The 24,618-nt window shown below is 38.9% G+C and carries 27 protein-coding genes, 1 tRNA gene, 2 pseudogenes and 1 riboswitch; of the genes and pseudogenes, 18 read left to right on the top strand and 12 right to left on the bottom strand.

Annotation, left to right across the window (positions count from 1 at the left end; genetic code table 11):
• Positions 1–37 precede the first annotated feature (37 nt).
• From PROCOU_RS04375 to PROCOU_RS04360, 4 genes are all read right to left on the bottom strand, one after another.
• The gene (locus tag PROCOU_RS04375; RefSeq protein ID WP_036069903.1) at positions 38–598 is read right to left on the bottom strand and encodes an isochorismatase family protein; all 561 of its coding nucleotides are present in this window, start codon (positions 596–598) and stop codon (positions 38–40) included.
• 2 nt (positions 599–600) lie between these two features.
• Positions 601–1,812 (bottom strand): multidrug efflux MFS transporter, encoded by a 1,212-nt coding sequence (locus PROCOU_RS04370; RefSeq protein WP_036069902.1) that lies wholly within the window; start codon positions 1,810–1,812, stop codon positions 601–603.
• Between the two features lie 82 nt (positions 1,813–1,894).
• A complete protein-coding gene (locus PROCOU_RS04365) occupies positions 1,895–2,719 on the bottom strand; it encodes a helix-turn-helix transcriptional regulator (protein ID WP_036069900.1) in 825 nt (274 codons plus the stop codon).
• Between the two features lie 9 nt (positions 2,720–2,728).
• On the bottom strand, positions 2,729–3,340 hold the full coding sequence (locus PROCOU_RS04360; protein WP_036069919.1) for a TVP38/TMEM64 family protein: 612 nt from the start codon (positions 3,338–3,340) through the stop codon (positions 2,729–2,731).
• Positions 3,341–3,700: 360 nt separating this feature from the next.
• Here PROCOU_RS04360 and PROCOU_RS04355 point away from each other — a divergent pair.
• The 4 genes from PROCOU_RS04355 (at position 3,701) to nfsA (ending at position 6,310) form a co-directional block, all read left to right on the top strand.
• Positions 3,701–3,771, top strand: a tRNA-Gly gene (locus PROCOU_RS04355).
• 149 nt (positions 3,772–3,920) lie between these two features.
• Positions 3,921–5,045: a tRNA epoxyqueuosine(34) reductase QueG gene (gene queG / locus PROCOU_RS04350; RefSeq protein ID WP_036069917.1), complete on the top strand. Its 1,125-nt coding sequence runs from the start codon at positions 3,921–3,923 to the stop codon at positions 5,043–5,045.
• Between the two features lie 5 nt (positions 5,046–5,050).
• A complete protein-coding gene (trmL, locus tag PROCOU_RS04345; RefSeq protein ID WP_036069916.1) occupies positions 5,051–5,560 on the top strand; it encodes a tRNA (uridine(34)/cytosine(34)/5-carboxymethylaminomethyluridine(34)-2'-O)-methyltransferase TrmL in 510 nt (169 codons plus the stop codon).
• A gap of 12 nt (positions 5,561–5,572) precedes the next feature.
• Positions 5,573–6,310, top strand: coding sequence for an oxygen-insensitive NADPH nitroreductase (gene nfsA / locus PROCOU_RS04340; RefSeq protein WP_036069899.1), 738 nt, complete (start codon positions 5,573–5,575; stop codon positions 6,308–6,310).
• 36 nt (positions 6,311–6,346) lie between these two features.
• Here the strand turns inward: nfsA and PROCOU_RS04335 are convergent, their stop codons facing one another.
• The 3 genes from PROCOU_RS04335 to PROCOU_RS04325 all read right to left on the bottom strand — a co-directional run bounded on the left by PROCOU_RS04335 (position 6,347) and on the right by PROCOU_RS04325 (position 8,070).
• The gene (locus PROCOU_RS04335) at positions 6,347–6,820 is read right to left on the bottom strand and encodes a low molecular weight protein-tyrosine-phosphatase (RefSeq protein WP_036069897.1); all 474 of its coding nucleotides are present in this window, start codon (positions 6,818–6,820) and stop codon (positions 6,347–6,349) included.
• Position 6,821: 1 nt separating this feature from the next.
• Positions 6,822–7,559, bottom strand: a complete 738-nt coding sequence (locus PROCOU_RS04330) for an SMI1/KNR4 family protein (protein ID WP_036069895.1) — start codon at positions 7,557–7,559, stop codon at positions 6,822–6,824.
• A 94-nt stretch (positions 7,560–7,653) separates the two neighbouring features.
• Positions 7,654–8,070, bottom strand: a complete 417-nt coding sequence (locus PROCOU_RS04325) for an Rrf2 family transcriptional regulator (RefSeq protein ID WP_036069894.1) — start codon at positions 8,068–8,070, stop codon at positions 7,654–7,656.
• A 178-nt stretch (positions 8,071–8,248) separates the two neighbouring features.
• Here PROCOU_RS04325 and PROCOU_RS04320 point away from each other — a divergent pair, with 178 nt between their 5' ends.
• The 9 genes and pseudogenes from PROCOU_RS04320 (at position 8,249) to PROCOU_RS04280 (ending at position 16,693) form a co-directional block, all read left to right on the top strand.
• A complete protein-coding gene (locus tag PROCOU_RS04320; protein ID WP_036069893.1) occupies positions 8,249–8,722 on the top strand; it encodes a Dps family protein in 474 nt (157 codons plus the stop codon).
• A gap of 173 nt (positions 8,723–8,895) precedes the next feature.
• A complete protein-coding gene (locus PROCOU_RS04315; RefSeq protein ID WP_036069891.1) occupies positions 8,896–9,198 on the top strand; it encodes a HesB/YadR/YfhF family protein in 303 nt (100 codons plus the stop codon).
• A gap of 223 nt (positions 9,199–9,421) precedes the next feature.
• Complete coding sequence (locus PROCOU_RS04310; protein ID WP_376700385.1) at positions 9,422–10,543, top strand: MBL fold metallo-hydrolase; 1,122 nt, start codon at positions 9,422–9,424, stop codon at positions 10,541–10,543.
• 7 nt (positions 10,544–10,550) lie between these two features.
• On the top strand, positions 10,551–10,781 hold the full coding sequence (locus tag PROCOU_RS04305) for a DUF3006 domain-containing protein (RefSeq protein ID WP_036069888.1): 231 nt from the start codon (positions 10,551–10,553) through the stop codon (positions 10,779–10,781).
• A 70-nt stretch (positions 10,782–10,851) separates the two neighbouring features.
• A riboswitch (SAM riboswitch) is annotated at positions 10,852–10,960 on the top strand.
• A 127-nt stretch (positions 10,961–11,087) separates the two neighbouring features.
• Positions 11,088–12,120, top strand: a pseudogene (locus tag PROCOU_RS04300) (methionine ABC transporter ATP-binding protein).
• Positions 12,104–12,754, top strand: coding sequence for a methionine ABC transporter permease (locus tag PROCOU_RS04295; protein WP_036069887.1), 651 nt, complete (start codon positions 12,104–12,106; stop codon positions 12,752–12,754). Before PROCOU_RS04300 ends, PROCOU_RS04295 begins: the two are co-directional and overlap by 17 nt.
• A 78-nt stretch (positions 12,755–12,832) precedes the next feature.
• Positions 12,833–13,688 (top strand): annotated as a pseudogene (locus PROCOU_RS04290) (MetQ/NlpA family ABC transporter substrate-binding protein).
• 24 nt (positions 13,689–13,712) lie between these two features.
• Complete coding sequence (locus tag PROCOU_RS04285) at positions 13,713–14,906, top strand: M20 family metallopeptidase (RefSeq protein WP_036069886.1); 1,194 nt, start codon at positions 13,713–13,715, stop codon at positions 14,904–14,906.
• A gap of 149 nt (positions 14,907–15,055) precedes the next feature.
• Positions 15,056–16,693: a peptide ABC transporter substrate-binding protein gene (locus tag PROCOU_RS04280; protein WP_036069885.1), complete on the top strand. Its 1,638-nt coding sequence runs from the start codon at positions 15,056–15,058 to the stop codon at positions 16,691–16,693.
• 42 nt (positions 16,694–16,735) lie between these two features.
• Here PROCOU_RS04280 and PROCOU_RS04275 read toward each other — a convergent pair whose 3' ends face one another.
• Together PROCOU_RS04275 and PROCOU_RS04270 are read right to left on the bottom strand one after the other, a co-directional pair.
• Positions 16,736–17,878 (bottom strand): CynX/NimT family MFS transporter, encoded by a 1,143-nt coding sequence (locus PROCOU_RS04275; RefSeq protein WP_244266224.1) that lies wholly within the window; start codon positions 17,876–17,878, stop codon positions 16,736–16,738.
• Between the two features lie 65 nt (positions 17,879–17,943).
• On the bottom strand, positions 17,944–18,624 hold the full coding sequence (locus PROCOU_RS04270) for a FadR/GntR family transcriptional regulator (protein WP_036069884.1): 681 nt from the start codon (positions 18,622–18,624) through the stop codon (positions 17,944–17,946).
• Positions 18,625–18,809: 185 nt separating this feature from the next.
• On the opposite strand from PROCOU_RS04270, the gene PROCOU_RS04265 reads away from it, so the two are divergent.
• On the top strand, positions 18,810–19,862 hold the full coding sequence (locus tag PROCOU_RS04265; protein ID WP_036069883.1) for an AI-2E family transporter: 1,053 nt from the start codon (positions 18,810–18,812) through the stop codon (positions 19,860–19,862).
• Between the two features lie 41 nt (positions 19,863–19,903).
• Here the strand turns inward: PROCOU_RS04265 and PROCOU_RS04260 are convergent, their stop codons facing one another.
• Together PROCOU_RS04260 and PROCOU_RS04255 are read right to left on the bottom strand one after the other, a co-directional pair.
• Positions 19,904–20,785 carry an alpha/beta hydrolase gene (locus PROCOU_RS04260; protein WP_036069882.1) on the bottom strand — a complete coding sequence of 294 codons (882 nt, stop codon included), beginning with the start codon at positions 20,783–20,785 and terminating at the stop codon, positions 19,904–19,906.
• Positions 20,782–21,621 carry an alpha/beta fold hydrolase gene (locus PROCOU_RS04255; protein ID WP_077913319.1) on the bottom strand — a complete coding sequence of 280 codons (840 nt, stop codon included), beginning with the start codon at positions 21,619–21,621 and terminating at the stop codon, positions 20,782–20,784. The genes PROCOU_RS04260 and PROCOU_RS04255 overlap by 4 nt, the downstream gene beginning before the upstream one ends.
• 165 nt (positions 21,622–21,786) lie before the next feature.
• Here PROCOU_RS04255 and PROCOU_RS04250 point away from each other — a divergent pair, with 165 nt between their 5' ends.
• Together PROCOU_RS04250 and PROCOU_RS04245 are read left to right on the top strand one after the other, a co-directional pair.
• The gene (locus PROCOU_RS04250) at positions 21,787–22,245 is read left to right on the top strand and encodes a DUF4064 domain-containing protein (RefSeq protein ID WP_036069881.1); all 459 of its coding nucleotides are present in this window, start codon (positions 21,787–21,789) and stop codon (positions 22,243–22,245) included.
• A 97-nt stretch (positions 22,246–22,342) separates the two neighbouring features.
• Complete coding sequence (locus PROCOU_RS04245) at positions 22,343–22,615, top strand: hypothetical protein (RefSeq protein ID WP_036069879.1); 273 nt, start codon at positions 22,343–22,345, stop codon at positions 22,613–22,615.
• On the opposite strand, the gene PROCOU_RS04240 is transcribed toward PROCOU_RS04245, so the two are convergent.
• The gene (locus tag PROCOU_RS04240) at positions 22,616–22,861 is read right to left on the bottom strand and encodes a DUF3116 family protein (RefSeq protein ID WP_036069912.1); all 246 of its coding nucleotides are present in this window, start codon (positions 22,859–22,861) and stop codon (positions 22,616–22,618) included.
• A gap of 424 nt (positions 22,862–23,285) precedes the next feature.
• On the opposite strand from PROCOU_RS04240, the gene PROCOU_RS04235 reads away from it, so the two are divergent.
• Together PROCOU_RS04235 and PROCOU_RS04230 are read left to right on the top strand one after the other, a co-directional pair.
• Positions 23,286–23,585, top strand: coding sequence for a lmo0954 family membrane protein (locus PROCOU_RS04235; RefSeq protein ID WP_036069877.1), 300 nt, complete (start codon positions 23,286–23,288; stop codon positions 23,583–23,585).
• A gap of 29 nt (positions 23,586–23,614) precedes the next feature.
• Positions 23,615–24,463 (top strand): PspA/IM30 family protein, encoded by an 849-nt coding sequence (locus tag PROCOU_RS04230; protein WP_036069876.1) that lies wholly within the window; start codon positions 23,615–23,617, stop codon positions 24,461–24,463.
• Positions 24,464–24,618 lie beyond the last annotated feature (155 nt).

Raw genomic sequence — 24,618 nt, 5'->3', positions numbered from 1 at the left:
AAGCTATGGTATTTTTTTCGTAGCTTCTCTTTATATATTATAAATATGAAATGACTTCTGCGCTAGACCGTATTTTGCCAAGTCGTGGAAAAATAGTTTGGCAAGTGTATGCGTGCATTTCTTTCGTTGCAGCTCCCATCACATCTTCTACGAAAATTTGATTATATCCAAGTTGGAAAGCTTCGCGTGCCGTTGTATCCACGCCAATCCCTGTAGAAACACCGCCTAGAACAATGGTATCGATACCGCGACGACGCAATTGCAAATCAAGATCAGTGACATGAAACGCTCCCCATTGTCGCTTTGTCATCGTGTATGTGCCATCAATTCCAGCTATTTCTGGAACAATGAAATCCCAACCTTCTGGATATGCCATGTTGTTTTGCTCCATATCAGTGGCGGGGTTTAGCATATCTTTTCCATCCAATGTTGAAACCCGCACCAACACAACAAAACCACCTTTTGTGACAAAAGTTTGGACTAAACCCCGAGAACGTTCAACAATAGCTTCGGGTGTGTATGGCAAGCTGTTTCGCCCGATAATTCCATTTTGTAAATCGATTAAGACAAGTGCTGTTTTGTTGATTTGTAAATTCATTTTTAGTGCTCCTTTAATAATTGATTTTGAGTATTGAGCTTTTTGTAAACTTTAAAATAAACCCAGGTAGCATTAGTTAAAAGTAAAGCGCTTGTGATGAAAAAAACGTATTGAATGCCTAAAAATGCAGCAATTTGACCACCAAAAACCGAGCCGGCAAAGATTCCTAAATACCCGGCCGAATTTGTAATTCCAAAAACGCGACCAGTGAACTCAGGTGGTGTCATTTTTTTAATCAAAATATTGACGGAAGGATTAAGGCCAGCGATGGCAAGTCCTAAAATAAAGCGCAATGCAATAAGTTCCCAGGGATGGCTTACAAAAGCTTGAGGAATAAAAACGATACCGGCAACAATTAGAGCGACGAAAATCACGCGTTGTGCGCCGATTTTATCTGATAGTTTTCCAAGTCGTGGGGCTGCTATGATGCTCGCTAGTCCAGAGGCAGAGAATGCGAGCCCTGAAAGTAATGCGATATGCGACGCGCCAGCAGATAGTTGCTGCATGTAAACCGTGATAATTGGCTCTACAGAATAGAGCGCTAGTGTTATCGTGAAGAATGTGACGAACATTGTCAAAATAAAGTTCTTATTTGGGAGGACCTGCCACACTTCTTTTGTAGTTCGGACTTTCTTAGCTGATTTCATAAAATTTTCTTTTACGAACAGTGCAGTTAAAGCAAAAGCTACAAATAGAAGTCCACCAGTCATGAAAAAGACGTTCTGCAAACCAAAATGTTCGGCAATAAGACCACCTACAAGGGGCCCAAGCAATGAACCTGTAATCGCTCCGGTGGAAAGTGTTCCAAGAGCCCAACCCGCATGCGATTCATCTGTTTGTGTAGCAATCAGAGCCGTACAAGCCGTCGCAAAACCAGTTACAACGCCTTGCAAAGTCCGTAGCGCCATCAATTCATACACATTGTGCGTAAAGCCCATGCAGCCAATAATAATCGCCATGCCAAAACTTGCGCGTAATAGCATCGGCTTACGTCCAAATCTATCCGCTGCCTGTCCCCAAATCGGCGAAAAAATAGCAGACACAACGAACGTAATCCCAAAAGTCAAACCAGCTAATTGAGCCACATGTGCCGCATTATCAACGCCAAGGTGTTTTATGTAGAGCGGTAAAACAGGAGCAATTTGACTCATCCCGATGCTGGTCACCAATGTACCAAACCAACAAACAATTAAATTTCGCTTCCAAATCGGCATGTATTCGCCATCTCCTTTTGCTATCCTTAGACGATAACAACCTTATTGTAAGTTAGGAAAGGTTAATAAACCATGCACAATTTTAAAAACCATGGATATTTCTATTATAATATTCTTTTGGGCTAATTCCTTCAACTTGCTTAAAAAGCCGACTAAAATAAAATTCATCACTAAAACCGAGCTGTGCTGAGATATCTTTCACTTTTTTTGTGCCACCCAACATTAATTCTTTTGCCATATCGATTTTAATTTTATTGAAAAAAGCAATGATAGGATAGCCAGTCGTTTCTTTGAAAATTCGGGATAAATAAGTGGGAGATAAGTGTACGAGGTTTGCTAATTCGGTGAGTGTGATACTTTGTTCAACATGAAGTTGCATGTAAGCAATGACTTTTTCTATTTTTAAACTGGTTGCATAATTTTTATGCTGTGTACGTAGATTCTGATCAATTGCGAGTAGCAACTGTTGTAAATATGTTTTAGCCGTAAACTCATAGCCGGGTAACTTTGTGTGCCAAATAGTCACCAATTTCTCGAATATTTCATAGACCATATAATAATCATGAAGCTCTGAAATTGACGGCAACGCGAGGTTTTCTTGTTCCAATTGAATCGACCAACTGGTATCCTTAAAATCAACGTGCGCATAACTAAAATGAACAGTTAAAAGAAATGCTGGTTGCTCCGTACTCGTCTCAATAGTATGTTGAACATCTGCTGGAATATAGAACAGCATGCCCTCATGAAACTTTGTGGTTTTATCGGCAATTCGATACATACCGGTTCCGTCAATAACTAGAATTAGTTCGTGATGTTGCAACGTCCGCGTCAATTTCTTCGTTAATTTCAGCCCCGAACCACTGCCGTTACAATAATGAATATGAAAAAATAGTTCGTGTATCCCCATTGTATCCTCCTAAATACTGCGTTTCTTTTTTGATCCCATCCAGCGCTCTAAACGCTTGCCAACGAACCATAAAACAATGACAATTCCAATCAAAATAAGCAGTTTCACCGGATGCTGCATAATATCCTGCAAATCATAACCAATATAACTAATAGCGAAGACCTTAATTACTTTACCGCCAATAAGTGCCATCAAAAACTGAAAAAAGCGAATTTCCGATAAGGCGGCTACAACATTGACCGCAGAAGAAGGCGTAAATGGCATCACGAGCAAAATAAAAATCGGACCAAATCCATGTTCATCAATCCAATTCATGACCTTACGGACGTGCGGATGATGCGTAATGAAACGCAAAAATCGCATCTGGCCGAATCGTCGCACAATCCAGAAAACACATAAGCTTCCGAGAATTGCAGCTGTACACGAAATCAAAAAGCCCCAAAACAACCCATATGCGCTTACGTTAACAATGACAAACAGTGAGAATGGCAAGAAAGGTAGGAAAGCCTCGATAAATGGTAAGAAGAATGCCAGTAGCGGACCAAATGCGCGATAGGAATTCATCCATTGCATCACGTTATCATACGAGAAAAATTCTTTCATCGAATTATACCAGTCCATCATAATCATCCCACCCAATTCATTTTTATTATTTTCTCACATTACCCATTAAAATGCATTTCTAAGCTACCAAAAGTGCATAAAAAGTAAGTCAGCACAAATATAACTTTAGACCGCGCAGGCCTGTAAACTAGAATACATCGTCTCATTTCTAGATGTGTTTAATAGGGAGAAATGAAAGTCAAATTAATGTAGCTTTATATAATATGAAATTGAAAATATACCTACTAAATTCTACAAAAAATAGACCAAAATGTTTTTTTACCTTAAAATAATAAAAAAAATTAAAAAAAACCTTGCCAAAGCTAATTAGTAATGATATTATATTAATTGTTGCTAGAACAACTTGTTCTAAACTATGCGGGTGTAGTTTAGTGGTAAAACTACAGCCTTCCAAGCTGTTGTCGTGAGTTCGATTCTCATCACCCGCTCTTAAAATGTTATCAACGCAGTGTTTCGAACTTTATAAGCGAAGCATTGCGTTTTATTATACTCTAAAATCGATGTTTAACTTTACATGAATAGCGATAGCTTTTTATCAATTTGACAAATTGAGGTGTGAGCCTTGCGAAATATAGGCATGAACGAATTAAAACAAGACATCATTGATTACGCAGCTGAAATAGGTATTCAAAAAATAGGATTTGCTTCGGCTGATCCTTTTTTGGAATTAAAAACACGTTTGGAAGCTGCAGTGAAGGAGGCTGTTTTAACGGGTTTTGAGCATCCTAATATCGATGAGCGTGTTTATCCCGAACGCATTTTTAATGAGCCACGGTCGATTATTGCCATCGCACTTGCATATCCTTCTAAAATGAAGAATGAGCCGGTGAGTAAGAAAGAAGCGCGACGCGGTGTTTTTTCTCGAGCTTCTTGGGGGACTGATTATCATACAGTTCTTCGTGAAAAATTGGCCTTACTTGAAGCTTTTATCGAAAAACGTGTTCCGGAAGCTCGGTTTAAATCAATGGTGGACACGGGGGAGCTTTCAGATGTGGCGGTGGCGGAACGGGCTGGACTGGGCTGGCGTGGCAAGAATACGCTTTTGATTACACCAGAGTTTGGTTCATTTGTTTATTTGGGTGAGACCTTGACGAACCTGCCACTAGTGCCGGATAAACCGATGGGAGATTTGTGTGGCGATTGTAATAAGTGCGTGGAAGCTTGTCCGACGGGGAGTTTACTCGGAGAAGGCAAAATGAATCCGAAAATTTGTCTTAGCTATCTGAGCCAAACGAAAGGTTTTTTGGATGAAAAATATCGTGCTGTGTTGCATAACCGACTATACGGTTGCGATACGTGTCAGGTAGTTTGTCCATATAACAGAGGGCATGATTTCCATTTTCATGAGGCGATGGAGCCCAATCCTGAGCTAGTAAAGCCCGAGCTAAAACCGCTGTTATCAATCTCAAATAAGGAATTTAAGGAGCAATTTGGACCGATGGCGGGTTCGTGGCGTGGTAAAAAGCCAATTCAACGGAATGCGATTATTGTATTAGCGCGATATAAGGATAAAACGGCTGTGCCAGAACTAATTCGTTGTATGAAGGAAGATCCGCGCCCCGTGATTCGAGGAACAGCAGCTTGGGCGCTTGGCAAAATTGGTGGAAGGGAAGCGGAACTTGCTCTGCGGGAGGCGTATGACGATGACGCGGAAGTTTTAACGGAAATAACGCGGGCAAAGAATTTAATAGGAGTAAGGTGAAGAATTTGGCAAATCATATTGTGCTTTATCAACCGGAAATACCTGCAAATACAGGGAACATTTCGAGAACATGTGCAGGGACAGATACGTATTTACATTTGATTCGTCCTCTCGGCTTTTCAACGGATGACAAAATGCTAAAACGTGCAGGACTTGATTATTGGGATCATGTGAAATTGAAATATTATGACTCGATTGAGGAATTTTTTGAAGTGAATGCAGGTGGCGAATTTTATTTTATTACAAAATTTGGACGGCATTTATATAGTGATGTAGACTACCAAGATATGGATAAGGACTACTTCTTTATTTTTGGGAAGGAGACGACTGGACTGCCGGATGTGGTTTTAGAGGCACATGAGGATACGTGTTTGCGAATCCCGATGACGGATCACATTCGGTCGCTTAATTTGTCCAATACAGCAGCGATTTTGATTTATGAATGTTTGCGACAACAACAATTTGGTGCGCTGGATCAGATGCCGCATTATGAGCGTGAAATTTTTAAAGATTAGGGGATGGATCGAATGAACGAAACGATTGAAGGGATTTTAAGTCATTATTCGGTGCGTGATTTTACAGATCAAGCATTGACGGAAAACGAGATTGCTTTACTAGTAAAAAGCGCTCAGGCAGCCTCTACATCGAGTTTTGTGCAAGCCTACTCTATTATAGGTGTTTCAGATAAAAAACTGCGTGAAGAGCTTTCTGTGATAGCAGGTAGACAAGATTATGTCGTGAAAACGGGACAATTTTTCGTTTTTGTTGCAGATTTATCACGTCATTATGAAATTGGAAAGGCGCGTGGTGTAGATACAGAATCGCTATCGTCTGTGGAGCGCTTTCTTGTGGCAACAGTGGATGCAACACTTGCGGCTCAGAACATGGCAATTGCTGCTGAATCAATGGGGCTAGGTATTTGTTACATCGGTGGAATCCGGAATAATCTTGCAAAAGTGTCTGACTTGCTACATATCCCTGATTACGCAACACCATTATTTGGCCTAACAATTGGACACCCTACGACAAGTTCCGAGCCAAAACCTAGACTTTCAACGGATATAGTTTACCATGAAAATCAATATCAACCACAAAATATGGAAGACTTTAAAAAATATGACGCAACTATTCGCGATTATTATGAAGCAAGAACTGGCGGTAAACGCGTAGAAGGCTGGACCGATCAAATTGAACGTGGTTTACGACACACAACAAGACAAGATATCAAAGCGTTTCTAGCAAGTAAAAACTTAGGGATAAAATAAGCAAAAACGACGATTCAGCTTGAATCGTCGTTTTTGCTATATATCAAATTTTTCACGAACTGCACGTAAAAGCCCATCACAACCAGCACTAACAAGTCTTTCTGTCTCATCAAAATTTCCAGTGTAATAAGGATCTGGTACATCAGATTGCGTTTCATCCTGCGCAAAATCCATCAATTTTTTCAGTACGACCGTGCTATCTGCGGGTTGCAAAGCCTCCAAATCCTGCATATTCGATCCGTCCATTCCAATCACATAATCGAAATCACCAAAATCATCTGTACCTATCAGTCGAGCTCGCATTTGTGAATAATCAATCCCATGCTTCGTCAAAACTTGTTGCGTCCCTCGATGTGGCGGGTTTCCTAAGTTCCAATTACCAGTCGCCGCAGAATCAACTCGAATTCGATTCGTCAAGCCAGCAGCATCGACTTTCGCACGAAACATGCCCTCTGCCATCGGGGATCGGCAAATATTCCCTAAACATACAAATAATACACGAACTACCATCTTAATCCTCCCATTCCTTCCGTAACTCAGCAACCTTTTCTGGCCAAAAATGCTGAGATTCCAACCATTGTAACATGCTATCGACACATTTTGCATCCAATTTTCGTCTGAAATAATAAATCTGATTCTCAAGCAACTCTATGCCAGCTTGCCGATACGGCGCCTCCTCTGAATGAAGCAATCCATCAATCTGCGTCAAATACCAATTCTTTGCTGCATAATCCTCCAACAACTGCAAAATTTCCAGTGTCTTTTTCACATTTGCCATCGCCAACATCTGTTCCAATTTCTCAAGCGGATAATCCGGTACAAAATTCATATTAAAAGGAGAAAAATAAAGCATCCCGAGAAATTGCTCAAAGTTCTCTGCGACAACAAGCGTTTGCAACGTCTCGAAGTCTACATAAATCACACGAGCCTCTGCCATCTGATAATCCAACCCAATATAACGATGCCCATCTTGATGAAAATAAATTTGAGTACCAGGCAACTCCACATCCTGTTCCTCTTGAATATGGCGCTTTAAATCATTGAGGCCAGCAATAGTATAAATTTCTGCGTCCGTTAAACCATACGATGTAGGCTCTGCCACTGGAAAATGGTTTTTTGCAAGTATTCCACCATTGTGAACACGTAGCAAATCTTTGTAAGCAGCTGGTAAAGATAAATTATGCATCTGCTCCCAAGTCGACATTTCACTATCCAAAGCAGGCCTGTCCCCAAGCAACCAAATAGCCATTCGATTCACCTCTTTTTACTTCCTAGTATACCAAAAAGAATCATTTTTGACGCCCCATAACATCAAAAATGATTCCATCACTATGCTATGGTAATTAAGCTTTAATCGACTCAACAACATCTGCCATCGTTTTTTCAGCCAACACTTGCTCCATAGCTGTTTGCGCATCAATCAATGTTTGTTCCATCGCTCCTTGAATATGCGCACCTACTTCACAATTTGGATTAGGGTTTTCGTGAAATTGAAACAATTCGCCATCCTCGACACTATCTACAGCTTTATAAACTTCTAATAGCGTAATCTCCCATAGAGGTTTCAAAAGTGTCGCTCCACCAGTCCCAGCTTTGATCGCTATTAGCCCAGCCTTTTTTAACTGTCCACTAATCCGTCGAATGACCACAGGATTCGTATTCACGCTTCCTGCAATTCGGTCAGAGGTTAATGGTGGCTCTTGTGTAGCAATTAATGATAAAATATGAGTAGCAACTGTAAAACGACTACTTATTTTCATCTCAACCAACTCCTTTGTAACCATTTTAGTTACAAAGTTAGAAGATGTCAACTATGTTTTGAATGGAGTTATTGTGGTATGTTTGATTGTGAGGTAAAGCACGATTGGACAAATCATGAAAATTAGTTTATAATTATTATTATATAATAGTTATTATAAATAAGGAGGAGAATAATAAATGAAAACAATTAATTCAGTAGACACAAAAGAATTTTTAAACCATCAGGTGGCTAACTTAAACGTATTTACGGTGAAAATTCACCAAATCCACTGGTTCATGCGTGGACATAATTTCTTCACACTACACGAAAAAATGGATGACTTGTACAGCGAATTTGGTGAGCAAATGGATGAAGTAGCAGAACGCTTATTAGCAATTGGTGGGGCGCCATTTTCAACATTAAAAGAGTTCTCAGAAAATGCAAGTGTTGAAGAAGCACCATACACAAAACCAAAAACAATCGAGCAGTTCATGGGAGACCTTGTTAGCACATTAGAATTGTTACGCGATGAATATCAACAAGGTATTGAACTAACAGGAAAAGAAGGCGATGATGTAACACAAGACATGCTTATCGGCTTCAAAGCATCGATTGACAAACATATTTGGATGTTCCAAGCATTCTTAGGAAAAGGCCCTTTGGAAAAATAAATGATTCGATAATAAAGAGCCTGCTGAGCGTGGGCTCTTTATTTTAAAAAAAGAAGTTTAACTTTTCGGAAAAAGTGGTACATACAATTATCAACTGTAAGCAAAAAACATGCGAAATGAGTAGATATCTGCTATTCTTGCAGTAATCGAAATAGGGAAGAGGAGTGATGACAATGCAAATCGAAGTAAGCGATCAAGCACAACATTGGTTCAGAAATGAGTTTAATACAACGGACGGTAATGGAATTAGGCTATTCGCAAAATATGGTGGCTCTAACAGTTCCCTACATCCTGGGTTCTCTATCGGATTAGTAGCTGAGAAACCAACAGAAATGGCATTGCAACACCAAATTGGCGATATTTTATTCTATGTTGAGGATCATGACTATTGGTATTTTAAAGACCATGACTGGGTTATTGATTACAATCCGAAGAGCGAAGAGGTATCTTTTAAATTCTTTGAGAAAGTAAAATAACTAAACGCTTGAAACAAAACTAAAAAATAAGTAGGTAAACTTGGAAATATAAAGTAAGGGTCTTTGTATAAAGCCATGTAAGGAAATGGTGCATATAAAGATTCTTGCTTATTTTCATTTTCTGGTCGCATCTTCTCTCTCCTAATCTCCCAACTTTTCGACAAAGTATTTACTCAGAGGGACGATTCTGCTATGCTAAAATGTAGTGAATTAGGGAGTTGAGATTTTGAAAAAATTAGCAAAATGGAGCATCATGAGTATTATTTTAGTCCTATTTATTGCTGGATGCTCGAATAGCACACAAACATCAAGCGTTACAGAAAACACACTAGAAGGCGCGAAATTTACCTTCTTTGATGTAGGACAAGGGGATAGCACGCTTATTCAAGCGGACGATGGTACAACCATTTTGATTGATACTGGGAGACATGACGATAATCGTATTTTGACGTATCTTGAAAAAGCGAATATCACCAAAATTGATTTGTTGTTATTGACGCACCCGCACTCAGATCATATCGGTAATGCGGATAAAGTAATCAAACAATATAAACCAAAAGAAATTTGGATGGATGGTCTCGTTTTTAATAGTTCCATTTATGAGCGCGTAATCGATGCTGCGTTAGCATCGGATGCTAAGTATAAAGAACCAAGGCGCGGTGAAAAAGCTACATTCGGACCATTTGGAATTCAAGTTTTGAGTCCGGATAAACTTTCGGATAACGCAAACAATGATTCGATTGCAATTCGTTTAACGTACAAAGATATTGCCGCTATTTTTACCGGTGATGCTGAGAAATCACGTGAGCGGGAAATGGTGGATAGCGGTCTTGATTTAAACGCGCAGATTCTTGATTTAGGTCATCACGGCTCGTCTACATCGAATCAGCCTTATTTTTTAGATGCGGTCAAACCAGATGTCGCGGTTTATTCTGCTGAGAAGGGGAATTCCTATGGGCATCCACATCGTGAAGTCATCCAATGGCTTAAAGATCGTGATATCAAGACATACGGAACTGATGTTGAGGGAACCGTAACAATTGAAACGGATGGCAAACAAATTCATGTGGCAACAGAAAAATCAGGCACACCACAACCAGGGAGTGATAATGGTAAACAAACAGCAGAAGAACCAGGGGCATCAATTCCAGAACCTGAAACCATTAATATTAACACAGCGACTGCAGAAGAGTTACAATACCTTCCAAGTATTGGCCCTGTGTTAGCAGATAAGATTATTGCGGAAAGACCGTACCGAACAATTGATGAACTGAAGAAAATAAACGGAATAGGCGATGGCATTGTTCGTCAAATTAAAGAACAAGGCAAAGCAACTGTAAAGTAGGTGAACCATGCGTAAAAAAGCAATTTTAGACCGTATCGAGGATGGGAAAGCCATTTTTCTTCTTGAACCGAATCAACAAATTTGGACCATCCCACAAACAAAATTACCTATCAATATTCATGAAGGCAGTTCTGTCTTCATCGATGGCATGCAAATAACGCTAGATGCAAAAACAACCGCTGAAAATAAAGCACGAATCGCGTTGAAATTAGAACAATTGCGTAGCAAAAATAAATAACTTTTCCAAAAGTAGTTGACAGTATCCGAAATAAACGATATAGTTATAAAAAATAAATAACGGCTTACACATTTTATCCAGAGAGGTGGAGGGATTTGGCCCTACGAAACCTCGGCAACAGATCATTTTTGATACTGTGCCAATTCCAACAAGCATTTCATTTGCTTGGTAGATAAGGTGAGACGATAAAGACTGCATTAATATGACTGTATAATTTTTCGGTACATAGATGTTTGGACTAGAATCTCCTCTTATTCACTTAAGGGGAGATTTTTTTGTGGTAAGGCAACAAAGGGAGTGAAGAGGATGATTGAATTCAAAAATGTAACAAAAACCTTCAAAAGTGGAGGCAAAGAAGTAACCGCATTAGATGGTGTTAGCTTAACGATTGAAAAAGGCGATATATTTGGCGTTGTCGGTTTTAGTGGCGCAGGGAAAAGTACTTTGATTCGCACTGTGAATTTGCTTGAACGCCCCACAAATGGTTCTGTAACTGTAGCAGGAACTGATTTAACGACATTGAAACCTAAAGAACTTCGAGCAGAGCGAAAAAAAGATTGGCATGATTTTTCAGCATTTTAACTTATTGAATTCTAAAACGGTTTTCGACAACATCGCGATACCACTAGCACTGATTCATACAAATCGAAAAGAACGAGAAAAAAGGGTACTGGAGTTACTTCATTTTGTTGGTTTAGCAGATAAAGCAACAAACTATCCCGATCAATTATCAGGTGGGCAAAAACAGCGTATTGGAATTGCACGAGCGCTTGCGACAAATCCAGATGTATTATTATGTGATGAGGCAACAAGTGCGCTAGATCCAGAAACAACAGGCGCGATTCTTGAACTGCTACAAAAAATCAATAAAGAATACAATATTACAATTCTACTTATTACACATGAAATGTCGGTGATTCGTGAAATTTGTAATAAAGTAGCGGTTATGGAAGGTGGTCAAGTTATTGAAGAAGGCAAAGTATTTGATATTTTCTCAAATCCCCAAACTCAAACTGCAAAAAACTTTGTCAAAACAGTTATCAATGACGACATCCCAGCGAGCGCTTGGAAACTAATTCAGAACCATGATGCAACCGTTTGGAAATTTATATTTGTGGGTGAATCATCAGGAAATCCACTACTTTCTAATATTGCGAAACAATTCGACGTCAATGTCAGCGTTTTAAGTGGGAATATTTCTGAAATTCAATCAATTGTTTTTGGTTATATGATTGTAGAAGTTACGGGTGAGGCTAAGGAGATAGCGAGAGCATTCGCCTATGCAACAACACAAAATGTCAAATTAGAGGAGGTTGGAGCACATGGAAGTAACGTCTGAACAATTAAGCACAGCGTTTATTGAAACGCTCTATATGGTTACTTGGTCGCTCTTGTTTGCCTGCCTTATTGGTATTCCGCTTGGGGTTCTACTCGTTGTTACACGAAAAGGTCATATTTTGCAAAATACGCTAATCTTTAATATTTTGAATCCGATTATTAATATTTTGCGTTCTGTCCCGTTCATCATTCTACTAGTGGCATTGATTCCTGTCACCCGCTTTATCGTTGATTCAAGCATTGGCGTCAAAGCAGCGATTGTTCCACTTGTTTTCTATGCTGGGCCTTATATTGCGAGACTTGTTGAAAACTCGCTTTTAGAGGTGGATCAGGGAATTATCGAGGCAGCTCAAGCAATGGGCGCGAACGCTTGGCAAATTATCTGGCGCTTTATGCTACCAGAGGGACTTAGCTCACTGGTTCTAACGCTAACTACTGCGACAATTGGACTTGTAGGCGCTACTGCAATGGCTGGTGTTGTTGGAGCTGGTGGAATTGGGAACTTGGCGATTACCTATGGATATCAGCGTTATGATAACATTACGATGCTTGTTACAGTTATTATTTTGGTTGTTATTGTCCAGAGTGTTCAGTCTTTAGGGAACTTTGTTTCTCGTAAAATTCGCCGTCGCTAATCGGTGGCTCCATCATGAGATGTTTAAGGGGACAATTTGAAAGAATACAAACAAATAATGGATAAGGGAGTTTTTTGGATGAAGAAATTGGTTTTGGCTTTTACGTTGGTTTTATTGGCTGTTGTTGCTACTGCTTGTGGTGGCGGAGATAAGAAGGCAAGTGGAGACGAGAAAAATTTAGTGATTGGTGTCAGCGCTGGGGATCGTACATGGCCTGAAATTAAACGGATTGCTGCAAAAGATGGTATTACTATCGAATTGAAAGAATTTAGTGATTACGTCTTACCAAACCGCGCGCTTGCCGATGGAGACTTAGATGCGAATGCATTTCAAACAATTGCCTATTTTGACTCTTTTATTAAAGAAAATAAGTTAGACCTTGAGCCACTTGCTTCAACAGTGATTGCTCCAATGGGCGTGTATTCGAATAAATTAAAAGACATTAAGGATATTAAAAATGGCGCAACTATTGCTGTTCCTGACGATATTACGAACTACGGTCGTGCGTTGCTGTTGCTACAGGAGGCTGGACTTATTAAATTGGTTGATGATTTTGACGGTAATGGTTCACCAGAAGCAATTAAAGAAAATCCAAAAAAATTGGATATTAAGCCAATGGTTGCTGGTCAAATTCCGCGTGCATTAGATGATGTGGATGCTGCAACAATTAATAATGGCGTTGCTGTTGAGGCGAAACTTAATCCATTGAAAGATTCAATTTTCCTAGAATCAGATACAGCGAAACCTTACATTAATATCATCGCTGTGCGTAAAGACGATACAAATCGCGAGGCTTTGAAAAAAAATTGTGGAAATTTATCACTCAGATGAAATGAAAAAATTTATTGAAAAAACATATAAGGGAAGCTCTATTCCAGCATTTATACCGCTTGATGAGTTAGAAACATACAAAGAAACTTGGTCTAAAAAATAAGTTTGAAATAAGGAGGCGTTGCACATGGTACAAGCAAAACTGAGATGGTCTGAGGTCATTGAAACAAATATTGATGCGAACCAAGACTTCTATATTAGTGTAAGTCACGATATTCATGATAACCCTGAAATCGGTAACGAAGAATTTTATGCAAGTGAAAAATTGGCAACGATTCTTAAAAAAGCTGGTTTCACGGTAGAGCTAGATGTAGCAGGGCACAAAACGGCTTTCCTTGCTCGAAAAAAAGCAGCGAAACAGGGTGCGACGGTTGCTTTTTTAGCAGAATATGATGCTTTACCGGGGCTTGGCCATGCATGTGGGCACAATATCATCGGTACGACAAGTGTGGCCGCTGCAATCGCGCTTGCAGAAGTTATTGAGGATATCGGTGGGGAGGTAGTTGTACTCGGGACACCAGCAGAAGAAGGTGGGCCAAATGGAAGTGCTAAAGGAAGTTTTGTGAAGCATAACCTTCTAAAAGGGATTGATGCTGCGCTAATGATTCATCCTTCCAGTGATTCTGCGTTGACAACCCCGTCGCTTGCTGTAGATGTATTGGAATTCGAGTTTTTTGGCAAACCGGCACACTCAGCAGCAAATCCAGAAGACGGGATTAATGCATTGGACGGCTTGATTCAGTTTTATAATGGTGTAAATGCTTTACGCCAGCATGTGACCTCAGATGTGCGCATTCACGGTATTATTCTAGATGGAGGGCAAGCACCTAATATTGTCCCGGATTATGCTCGTGCCCGCTTTTTTACACGCGCTGATAAACGTCGTCGTCTTGATGAAATTACAAAACGCGTGATTCAGGTTGCAGAAGGCGCCGCGATTCAAACGGGTACTACTTTCAAAGTAACGAATATCCAAAATGGTGTTGATGATTTCTTAATTAACAAGCAGTTTAATCGCCTATTCGCCCGTATAGCTGAGCAGCTAGATGAACCACTTATTACAGATAGTCGAGGTATTGGTTCTACAGATGCAGGAAACATTAGCCAGGTTATTCCAACAATTCATCCGTATATCAAAATTGGCTCAAGCGACCTTGTTGGTCATACCGTAGAATTTCGCGAAGCCGCTAAATCGGTTGCTGGTGATGAAGCACTAATCAAAGGTGCAAAACTCCTTGCATTAACTGCTTTAGAGCTCTACACGAATGAAATATTGCTAACGGATATCAAGAAAGAACACGAAGAATCAAAATCAATCTAGTATACTAAAAAGGAGACAACTTAATACTTGTCTCCTTTAATGCGATAAACATTATATAATAATTCTATTAATTTAGAAAAAGGTATTTATTTTTACACCAAAATGTCGTATGATAGAAACAGTCACAGAAAAAAAGGGGAGTTACAGACATGAAAAAAAACTATATTATTGGTCTCATTTTAATTACTAGCATGCTCGTATTAGCAGCATGTGGTGGAGGAAAGGATACGGCGAGCGATACATCGGACAAACAAGTTCTGCGTGTTATCGAATCCACTGAAATTCCGCTCATGGATACATCACTTGCTACAGATGGCGTTAGCTTCACCGCGATGAATCAAGTTTTTGAAGGCCTATACACACTCGACAAAAACGACCAAATCATACCAGCCGCAGCCGAGGCAATGCCACAAATAAGCAATGATCAAAAAACATATACAATCAAAATTCGTGATACAGCCAAATGGTCGGATGGTTCAGACCTTACAGCCGATGATTTTATCTATGCTTGGCGTAAAGTCGTCAATCCGAAATCAGGCGCCCAGTACTCTTTCTTATATCGAGATGTCGTTGCCAATGCTAGCGATATTATTGATGGTAAAAAAGACCCAAAAGAACTGGGCGTAAAGGCACTAGATGATAAAACAATTGAAATCCAGCTAACGCAAGCTGTACCATATTTCAATTCACTACTTACATTCGGCCCTTTTTATCCACAAAAGGAAGCTTACGTGACAAAGGAAGGTAAAGATTTCGCCAAAGATTCCAATCATTTACTATACAATGGTCCATTCACGATGGCGGACTGGTCAGGAACAAGCAAAAGTTGGAGTTTTATCAAAAACGATAACTACTGGGATAAGAAAAATGTCAAACTAGATCGTATCGATGTCGAAGTTGCTAAGGAACCAGGTTCAGCAGTCAACCTTTACAACACTGGGAAAGTAGATCGTGCACCATTAACTGGTGACTATGCGAGCCAGTACAAAGATAATAAAGAATTCGTCGCAGAACCCGATTCCTATGTCTACTGGCTAAAATTCAATCAAAAACAACCCGATGTTGCGAATGTCGAGTTACGAAAAGCAATCGCAAAAGCCATAAATAAAGAAGCGCTGGCAGATACAGTGATTGCAAACGGAGCAACAGCAATTAACGGAGAAATTCCAAATGGTTTTGCTCAAAATCCAAAAACAGGAAAAGACTTCCGTGAAGATAGTGGCGACCACTTGACTTATAACGTTGCAGAGGCAAAAGCTCATTTTGCCAAAGCGAAACAACAACTCGGTAAAAATGAAATTACACTTGAGTTAGTAGGAGACGATCAAGAATTTGCTAAGAAAACATTAGAATTCATCCAAAGCGAACTGGAAACAAATCTTTCTGGTCTCAAAATCAATCTTAAAACGGTACCTTATAAAAACAGGCTAGCACTTGATAAGGAACAAGATTACACCGTCCAACTTTCGCGTTGGGCACCTGCATACAAAGATCCAATGACTTACATTGCAAGTTGGCAAACAGACAATAACTATAACAACATGAGCTATTCCAGCCCAGCCTACGACAAACTAACAACGGATATTAGCACAACGCTCGCAACGGATCCAGAAGCTCGTTGGCAAGCGATGCTTCAAACAGAAAAAGTTCTATTAGATGAGGATGCAGCCATTGCACCACTTTACCAAAACGCCACAGCAGTCCTTGAAAAACCGTATGTAAAAGGCGTAGTAAAGCATCTTTTTGGAGCACCTTATAGCTTCAGGTGGGCATATATCCAAAAATAAGGAAAGAGGCAATTTCAGCGTGAAAACTGAAATTGCCTTTTTTTATCTCCTGATTCCAAATACTTTTTTGTCACGGCCAGCATCCATTCCTGTAATAAATAATAATATTGCAGCTACGATTATAATGGCAAGTGGGATTGTATAACTAGCCGTCATATCATGGATTCCGCCAAACAGTGTTGGACCAGCTGCGGCAAGTAAGTAGCCAATAGATTGTGCCATACCAGATAAATCAGCCGCTTCAGCCGCAGTGGATGTACGTAAGCTAAAGAACATCATACAAACGCTAAATGCTGCTCCGGAGGCAACTCCCATTATGAATACAGATGTGCCGATAAGCCAAACATGACCTGATCCGAATAATAGGCCAGCAGTCCCAGAAAGTAGCAACACTGTCAAAATAGTAACGATAGGTCGTTGCGATTTCATTTTGCTAGCAATAATTGGTACAATAAAAGTGAACGGAATAATGCCAAGCTGGAATAGTGATAACATAAATCCAGCCTGCGTACTGTCCATACCTTGGCTAATCAATAGCGGTGGTAACCAAGCTACCATAACGTAGAATATAGTTGACTGCATGCCCATAAATAGTGTGATTTTCCAAGCTAGTGGAGAAGTCCATATACTCTGCTTAGGTTGTTGTAAAACGGAATTTGGAAGGATTTTCTGATTATATTTCAGCTGTGGTAGCCAAAAAAGAAGAGCAATAATAGCAAATACTGACCAAACCACAAGCGCTCCTTGCCAACCAAAACCTGATTTGACGGCAATTGGAACACTCAAACCAGAAGCTAGCATGGCACATACATTCATCGAAATCGAATACATCCCAGTCATCAATCCCATTTTAAATGGGAATTCTTTTTTGATTAGACTCGGCAATAACACATTTCCGACTGCAATAGCAAACCCGATTAAAAGCGTTCCGAATAAAAGTAATGGAATTCCTCCGAAAGGGCGAATGATACTACCAATAACCATCAAACAGGTTGCGAAAAAGACAATAAACTCCATACCCCATCGATACGCTAATTTAGATACAAAAGGAGATAGCCCAGCAAACGCGAGAAGTGGTAATGTCGTTAAAAATCCAGTCACTGTGTTAGACAGAGATAAATCCACGCGAACATAGTTAAACAATGGGCTGAGTGCTGTAATCGGAGCTCGCAAGTTGGCAGCCACTAGTAAAATACCAATAACTAATACGATTCGATTTCTAGCTAATTTTTTTTTCTTTGTCCATTATTTCAATCTCCGTTCTTTGGAATAATAATCTGTTTAAAGTGCGAAATATACATATCTACACAATGAACAGCAGAGGCTGCATCCTGATTGTGAATGGCTAGAATCAAATCTTTATGACCAGCCCCATTCGCATCATTCATCTCCGTTGTACTCGTAATTGACATCTGAATCTCTTCAAACAAATGCGCATACATATCAATCAAAAGTGGGTTGTATGAAGCAGCCGCAATCGCCTGATGTAGTTGCCAATCTGCCTCCACAAACTTCTCCAAATTGTTTTCCGCTGTAAATTGCAAGCACTGGTTACGATATTTTACCATTCGCTTCAAGTCATTCTCTGTTCTTCTTAAGCAAGCAAGAGAAACTGCCTCACGATCGAGTGCATGTCGCATTTCTAAGATTTCAAGCACGGTTGCTTTTTGAATTCTATTCTGTAATACCGCATTCAGTTCACTCGTAGCTATTACAAATGTTCCATCACCTTGCTTTACTTCGAGTAAACCAACATGTACTAGAGCGCGAATTGCTTCTCGTAACGTATTTCGACTGACGCCAAATTGTTCCATTAAATCTGCTTCATTAGGTAAGCGCCCACCAATTTGCCAAACGCCTTCTTGAATCATCTCTTGAATCTGGCTAGCAACTTGTTCTACTAGTGATTTCTTTTGTAATTTTTGTATCATCAATAACACACTCCTTCAAAGGTAGGATGATTGGTTTATAGGATATGTTACAACTTTTTTTAGAAAAAAGTAAACCCTTGAAGTAGTTTTTTTTTTGATTTTTTTGTAGAAAGTATGACTAAATTTTTCGTAACATTTAAAAATATGCTAGAATTAAGAAATAAGAAACGATGGGAGTGAGTTCGATGGAAGAACTATGGGAAAAATTTAAATTAAACACAGGATTACAACGAGTTCTTATTTTTGCGCTCCTCATTTTTGTGCTCTATTTATTGAGAAGCATGATAAATTTGATTTTGCTGACTTTTATTTTCACTTTTTTAATTACGCGCCTCGAAAAAGTTATTTTGCGCTGGGTGAGAATTCCTAGAAAGTTAATTGTCATTGTGTTGTACATATTGATTGTCATTTTCTTGTATATCGCATTTACTCACTATTTGCCGATTATTATTCAACAAATTGTTTCTACCTTCAATGGTGTGATGAAATTCTACAATAACCCAGGAAACAATGATTTTATCAAGTATGTTATGAATTTATTTAATGATTCAAATGTCAAAGCATACATTAATTCAGGTTTGAAATTCGTCATTGGATCGTTAAGCGGAATTGGGAGCATAGGTATTGCTTTCTTTATGGCGCTAATACTGAGCTTGTTCTTTTCTTTAGAGCAAGAGCGCGTCGTTCATTTTTCTAGCAAGTTCTTAACGAGTAAAATGGGGGCAGTGTTTCGCGAAATTGCTTATTTTGGCAAAAAATTTGTCGGGACATTTGGTGTTGTTTTAGAAGCTCAGTTCTTGATTGCAATCGTAAATACTGTACTTACAACCATTGCTTTAATTGTGATGGGCTTCCCGCAAGTATTAACTTTGTCCATTATGGTATTCTTGCTTGGGCTTATCCCTGTCGCAGGCGTGATTATTTCATGTATTCCACTTTCAATTATTGCGTATTCTGTAGGCGGTATTACCGATGTATTTATCATATTAATTACTATCGTCATTGTGCATTCGATTGAAACCTATATCTTAAACCCAAAGCTGATGTCATCAAAAACGGATTTACCAGTTTTCTACACATTTATCATCCTGATTTTTTCTGAACATTTCTTTGGTGTCTGGGGATTAATTGTTGGTATTCCAGTTGTTGTATTTCTATTTGATGTAATAGGTGTAAAAGGAAATCAAGCCGAAATAAAAAGCCGTAGTTTCTGGGGCTTTAAGAAGAAAACAAAATAAAAATAGGCGCCTCATCCGATTGACGGACATGGCGCCTATTTTCATGACCAAAGAAATTCTTTTATAGCAGCATCCACATCTTTATTTTCATGGAGCTTGCTATGTTGTGCCTTTGTTCCTGTGAAAACCATTTCTTTATAGCTAGCAACTTGATCAAAAATAAATTTCCCAGATAAAGCGCTCGCTAAGGAAACACTCGTGTCGCTTTTTGTACCATCTTCAACATCTCCAGCAATATTTAGAACTTGCAGGGCGGCAGGGATGGCTTTTTTGTTTGTAATAAAATTCTGGTAGCGTTCCGTGTTCGTTTTAGGACCATTTTCAGTCAAATCATAAGCTGTTGTACCATCTTCGCCAATGGTTAAGCCATTAAAAGGAGCACCTATTGTAACTAATTTTGTCACAGCTGGGAAATCAGTTCTATCACTGGCTTCTTCTAAATAGCTCGCCCAGTCGACACCTCCCATGGAATGCCCAACAACACTCACCGTAGGAATATGATACTCACTTTTAAGTGTACGCATTACATTTTGCAACCAAATAGTTTGATTGGTCAATGAACTTTTATTATCTTCAAAAAGGATTTGAATTAACGGTTTCGTAGCGAATTTATCCCAATCCCCAGAGGCTTTCACATTTCCTTCTGGAGAGACTGATAGAACAAGGGATCGGGTAGCATCGCCGTTTCTAGAAAGACGATCCATCATATGACCAAGCGAATTTTTCGTTCCAGCATAACCATGCAAAAATAGTGTTGGTGTATCAATGCTCTTCACTTTGGTAGCCGTATCTTTCGTTGTTGTTTTCTTAATCTCACCTGTTGTAGTAGTTTCTTTTTCCGTCGCATCATGTGTGGCAAAAATAAAACCAAAACCAATTGCAAAGACTGCTAAGATACTAAAGGCTATTAAAATTTTTTTCATATTGTCGACTCCTTAAAACCCCATAAAAATTTCGCAACATATTGATCAACTAAGGGTAATTCATGCATATTACTATGTTTCGCGGTGGGACCTGTCAGAATATGAGCTTCAACATATTGGTTTTTAAATAACTCTTTACCGTACATGACACTGTCAATATTAACTTCCCCATCGCTATTTGAGCCATCCTCCAAATTTCCACCAATAATCATAATTTCTGTTGTACTCTTTAATCTCTGTTCCATTTGTTTCGCGAATTTAGCATGGATAGCATTTGCATTAATTAAATCAACTTCTTGGTCCCCATTCACGTACTCTTCCGGATAAAAAGGAACTGCTAAAAAGACAATCTTCTGCACTTCTGGATAGTCTGGTTTATTGGCGTAGGAAGCTAGATAAGAAACCCAAGCACCGCCACCCATGGAATGCCCCACCGCATTAAATTTTGTCACATTATAGTGGTCTTGCAAATAACGCATTACTTTTTTTGTCCATAAAGATTGCTGTGTCACAGTAGCGCGGTTATCAGCAAAAATAACATTAATCAGTGGATTATCAGCTTGTTTCCCGTCATATGAGCCTTTCACAGAAATATCACCAGTTGGACTAACCTTAACAGTTAAAGCATCCGTTGCCCAGTTGTATTGCTGATCGAAACGGCGAATCATACCATGAAGTGATCTATCTGTTCCACGATAACCATGAATAAATATGGTAGGTGTTGCGCTTTGATTCACCTCGTGATGAGCCCCCTTCAATTGAATTAATAACAGTATTGCAACTGCAACGAAAATTGCTGATAGTAGTCCCATCCATAAACTTTTTTTTTTCCACATAGAGCAAATCCTCTTTTCTAAAATAACAATATCTTTATAAAGTATACAAGCTTTTTCGAAAAAACGCATCTGCTATACTATAAAACTTGCATCTTTATTTTTACAGTTGCCTTGTTTTATAGTATACTGAAAACAAATGTTTAGGAAATGAGGGAATAGAGTAAAATGATTAAACGTACAGCAGAGGTTGTTTTAGCTGTTATTGGGATGCTTTTCGGACTAGTGACTTTAGTCGGTTTCACAGTGATTGGCTTTATTTTGGATAGCGCAGCCAATACGACAGATGGAATAGATGCGTTCACAAGAAACTACTATCAAAGCGTGGAGGAAGCAGGACTTGCAGTGGCGGATGTGCCAAGTGCAAACCAAATATTAGATATGGTACATACATATGCCATTCTAGCTTTAATCGCAACACTTGTTTTTATCGTTGTACTAGTTATCGGTTTAATTGGTATTACGGGAAATAAAAAGCCTGTTCTTGCCGGGTTCATGTTCTTAATCGGGGGAATTATCGTAACAATTGGTGGCTTTGTCGTTGCAGGGTTTATACCAGGGTTACTTCTCGTTATTGCAGCAATTTTAAGTTTCGTCCGCAAGCCGAAAGATCCATTCATTGCTTAGAAATAAGATTAAACCGTGTCTCTTAGTGGGACACGGTTTATTTTCATTTATAGTGGGAAAAGGAAGAAGAATAGCGGTTAGAAAGGTGAGGGATACAATGAGCGACAAGCGATGTTGGGTGTTGATAGGAACAACGATTGGTGTAATTAGCGGGATTATCACATATGTTTTGTTACATCAGAAAAAGGTGGGGTCTTTTGAAGTGGAAAAAGAAACGCTTGATTTGGAAGAAAATAATATGATTTCAGAAGGTGCGATGACAAGCATAACGTATGAAAATAGGAGACAAGCGTTAAAAAAAATAGCGGGATTACACTACCTACCGGCCGAGCATCTCCACTCGGCGGTAGGCTTTTTCATCTCAGAATAACTAATTCTTTTCTATGAGTCTCTTCCCTTTTGCTGTAATTTGATAGGTTATATCATCTAAATGATACACCCGAAACACATACCCATAACTTTCCAACGTATAGAGGACAACTAAAATTATATCTTTGCTCAAGTTTGTTTTTCTCTCTATTTGTGAACTTGCTTTGTTGAAGTTTGTTAATGACAGACCACCGCCATCTAGATGTTTCAAGATGGTAGTCAGATGCTTATTTATATCTTTTTTCATTCCCCTTCACCTCTATTTCTGTTCATCCCACTAGTACGATGTCCCTTGTATCTATACGCTGAAAAAAGACCTTGCTGTAATAAAACTAACAATCACCCCCGATGCTTAGAGAATCAATAAGTTCGCTGATTTATCACCCCCCATTTCGAGTATAACCTTTGTAAAGAAAAAATAAAAATCAGAATCGATAGAAATTGTATCGAGTAAATCAAAATAGACTTAAATTGGAAATGGTTTTACAATAACGGCTAGTAACTTGGAGTAGGATTTGATATAGTAGAAGGGAGATAGCGTATACATAGTATTTGCTTGGAAGATAGATGTGTAGGACTCTGGTTGTAGTTAAAGTTCCAACCCTAGTAGCTTACTGAAATGAGGAATCTATTTTATGATAGTTGTATAGTAAAGCGAGGAGGACATAATCATGAGAGGAATTATAGTAGGGATACTAGTTGTAGCGCTTATTATTGCTATCATTGTTTTCCTTTGGCCTGCGATTATGGCGGCGCTTGGAGCCGCACTTGGTTATTGGGCTCTAAGACAATTGATGATGGCAAATAGTACAGGCGAAAAGATTCTGTATGGCGTACTTATTGGTGTTGGCGGATTGATCATTTTATCTAACCTACACGGCGTTTTAACAGTTGCTATTGTTGTAGCATTGCTGTATTTTTTAACGAAGAACAAGCGCAATACTACAAACACGAATACATTTGATTATTAATAGATATTAAACAATTGGAGGAAAAAACAATGACAAACTTTTTCAATAAATTTAAACAAGCGCTGAACAATGATTGGGATGCAATGAAAGAAAAACGAGAAGAAAAGAAACGTAATTCCGTATCGTATTACATGGATCAAACGAAAAAAGAGATGAAAGATATTGAACGTGCTGTTGACAAACAACGTGAGCTGAAATCATTATTCTATAAAGAATGCACAGAAATTGAGAAATATATCGAAAAACGTGAATATCAAGCTGAAATCGCTGAAGAAGCTGGTGAAACAAAATTAGCTAACTTTGCAAAAGAAGAAGTAACACAATATAAAGAACAATTAGCAACAACGCAAGCGCATTATGATACAGCGACAGAACAATTAGATAAACTAGAATTGCGGATGCATGAGATGCGTTTGAAATGGAAAAACCTAAAAACACAACATTTGGCAGAAACGGCCGAAAAAAATGCAGCCGAAACAGCTGAAAAAATGGATAAAGTAATTCATGATATGAGCTGGGGGAGTGTGACAGATTATCATGAAGCACAAAAACAGCGCGATCTTGCTGACACAGCTAAGAAGCAAGCAGATATGACAAGCGAGCTTTCTCAAACATTCGATGAATTAATGGCAGAATTAGAGAAGAAAACGGCAAAAGGTAAAGAGGCAATCAAAGGTAAGACCCAAGACTTTACACAAATGGTAGATGAAATTATCGAGCGTGAAAAACAAAATTTCAAGAAAAAAGACAAGGCTTCTATGGAAGAAATGTTAGAAGACTTAGAGCGTGACGCCAAGAAACAAACAAAGGAAGAAAAAGAAGTTCTAATTCCTGAACTTGAAAAGAAAGATGAAGATAATAAAAAAGATCAAGAATAGATAATGTTATGAAGATACAGTGGCTTCTCCGTATAGAGGAGCACTGTATTTTTTTGTGATGATTAGCAGGTATTCGGTTTTTATTTCACTAGTTAAACGCGCTTACTTATTAGAATCAAGGGTAAATAGAGTACGTAAAGTGGTTGCATTTTTTT

The sequence above is a fragment of the Listeria rocourtiae FSL F6-920 genome (genome assembly GCF_000525975.1).
GTDB classification, from domain to species: Bacteria; Bacillota; Bacilli; order Lactobacillales; family Listeriaceae; genus Listeria_A; species Listeria_A rocourtiae.
This window is presented reverse-complemented; position numbering and strand designations above follow the sequence as displayed.

Excerpts from the sequence above, each read along its gene's own strand:
- PROCOU_RS04375 (WP_036069903.1), bottom strand. The coding sequence starts at position 598 with ATGAATTTACAAATCAACAAAACAGCACTTGTCTTAATCGATTTACAA.
- PROCOU_RS04370 (WP_036069902.1), bottom strand. The coding sequence starts at position 1,812 with ATGCCGATTTGGAAGCGAAATTTAATTGTTTGTTGGTTTGGTACATTG.
- PROCOU_RS04365 (WP_036069900.1), bottom strand. The coding sequence starts at position 2,719 with ATGGGGATACACGAACTATTTTTTCATATTCATTATTGTAACGGCAGT.
- PROCOU_RS04360 (WP_036069919.1), bottom strand. The coding sequence starts at position 3,340 with ATGGACTGGTATAATTCGATGAAAGAATTTTTCTCGTATGATAACGTG.
- queG (WP_036069917.1), top strand. The coding sequence starts at position 3,921 with ATGAACGAATTAAAACAAGACATCATTGATTACGCAGCTGAAATAGGT.
- nfsA (WP_036069899.1), top strand. The coding sequence starts at position 5,573 with ATGAACGAAACGATTGAAGGGATTTTAAGTCATTATTCGGTGCGTGAT.
- PROCOU_RS04335 (WP_036069897.1), bottom strand. The coding sequence starts at position 6,820 with ATGGTAGTTCGTGTATTATTTGTATGTTTAGGGAATATTTGCCGATCC.
- PROCOU_RS04330 (WP_036069895.1), bottom strand. The coding sequence starts at position 7,559 with ATGGCTATTTGGTTGCTTGGGGACAGGCCTGCTTTGGATAGTGAAATG.
- PROCOU_RS04325 (WP_036069894.1), bottom strand. The coding sequence starts at position 8,070 with ATGAAAATAAGTAGTCGTTTTACAGTTGCTACTCATATTTTATCATTA.
- PROCOU_RS04320 (WP_036069893.1), top strand. The coding sequence starts at position 8,249 with ATGAAAACAATTAATTCAGTAGACACAAAAGAATTTTTAAACCATCAG.
- PROCOU_RS04315 (WP_036069891.1), top strand. The coding sequence starts at position 8,896 with ATGCAAATCGAAGTAAGCGATCAAGCACAACATTGGTTCAGAAATGAG.
- PROCOU_RS04305 (WP_036069888.1), top strand. The coding sequence starts at position 10,551 with ATGCGTAAAAAAGCAATTTTAGACCGTATCGAGGATGGGAAAGCCATT.
- PROCOU_RS04295 (WP_036069887.1), top strand. The coding sequence starts at position 12,104 with ATGGAAGTAACGTCTGAACAATTAAGCACAGCGTTTATTGAAACGCTC.
- PROCOU_RS04285 (WP_036069886.1), top strand. The coding sequence starts at position 13,713 with ATGGTACAAGCAAAACTGAGATGGTCTGAGGTCATTGAAACAAATATT.
- PROCOU_RS04280 (WP_036069885.1), top strand. The coding sequence starts at position 15,056 with ATGAAAAAAAACTATATTATTGGTCTCATTTTAATTACTAGCATGCTC.
- PROCOU_RS04270 (WP_036069884.1), bottom strand. The coding sequence starts at position 18,624 with ATGATACAAAAATTACAAAAGAAATCACTAGTAGAACAAGTTGCTAGC.
- PROCOU_RS04265 (WP_036069883.1), top strand. The coding sequence starts at position 18,810 with ATGGAAGAACTATGGGAAAAATTTAAATTAAACACAGGATTACAACGA.
- PROCOU_RS04260 (WP_036069882.1), bottom strand. The coding sequence starts at position 20,785 with ATGAAAAAAATTTTAATAGCCTTTAGTATCTTAGCAGTCTTTGCAATT.
- PROCOU_RS04255 (WP_077913319.1), bottom strand. The coding sequence starts at position 21,621 with ATGTGGAAAAAAAAAAGTTTATGGATGGGACTACTATCAGCAATTTTC.
- PROCOU_RS04250 (WP_036069881.1), top strand. The coding sequence starts at position 21,787 with ATGATTAAACGTACAGCAGAGGTTGTTTTAGCTGTTATTGGGATGCTT.
- PROCOU_RS04245 (WP_036069879.1), top strand. The coding sequence starts at position 22,343 with ATGAGCGACAAGCGATGTTGGGTGTTGATAGGAACAACGATTGGTGTA.
- PROCOU_RS04240 (WP_036069912.1), bottom strand. The coding sequence starts at position 22,861 with ATGAAAAAAGATATAAATAAGCATCTGACTACCATCTTGAAACATCTA.
- PROCOU_RS04235 (WP_036069877.1), top strand. The coding sequence starts at position 23,286 with ATGAGAGGAATTATAGTAGGGATACTAGTTGTAGCGCTTATTATTGCT.
- PROCOU_RS04230 (WP_036069876.1), top strand. The coding sequence starts at position 23,615 with ATGACAAACTTTTTCAATAAATTTAAACAAGCGCTGAACAATGATTGG.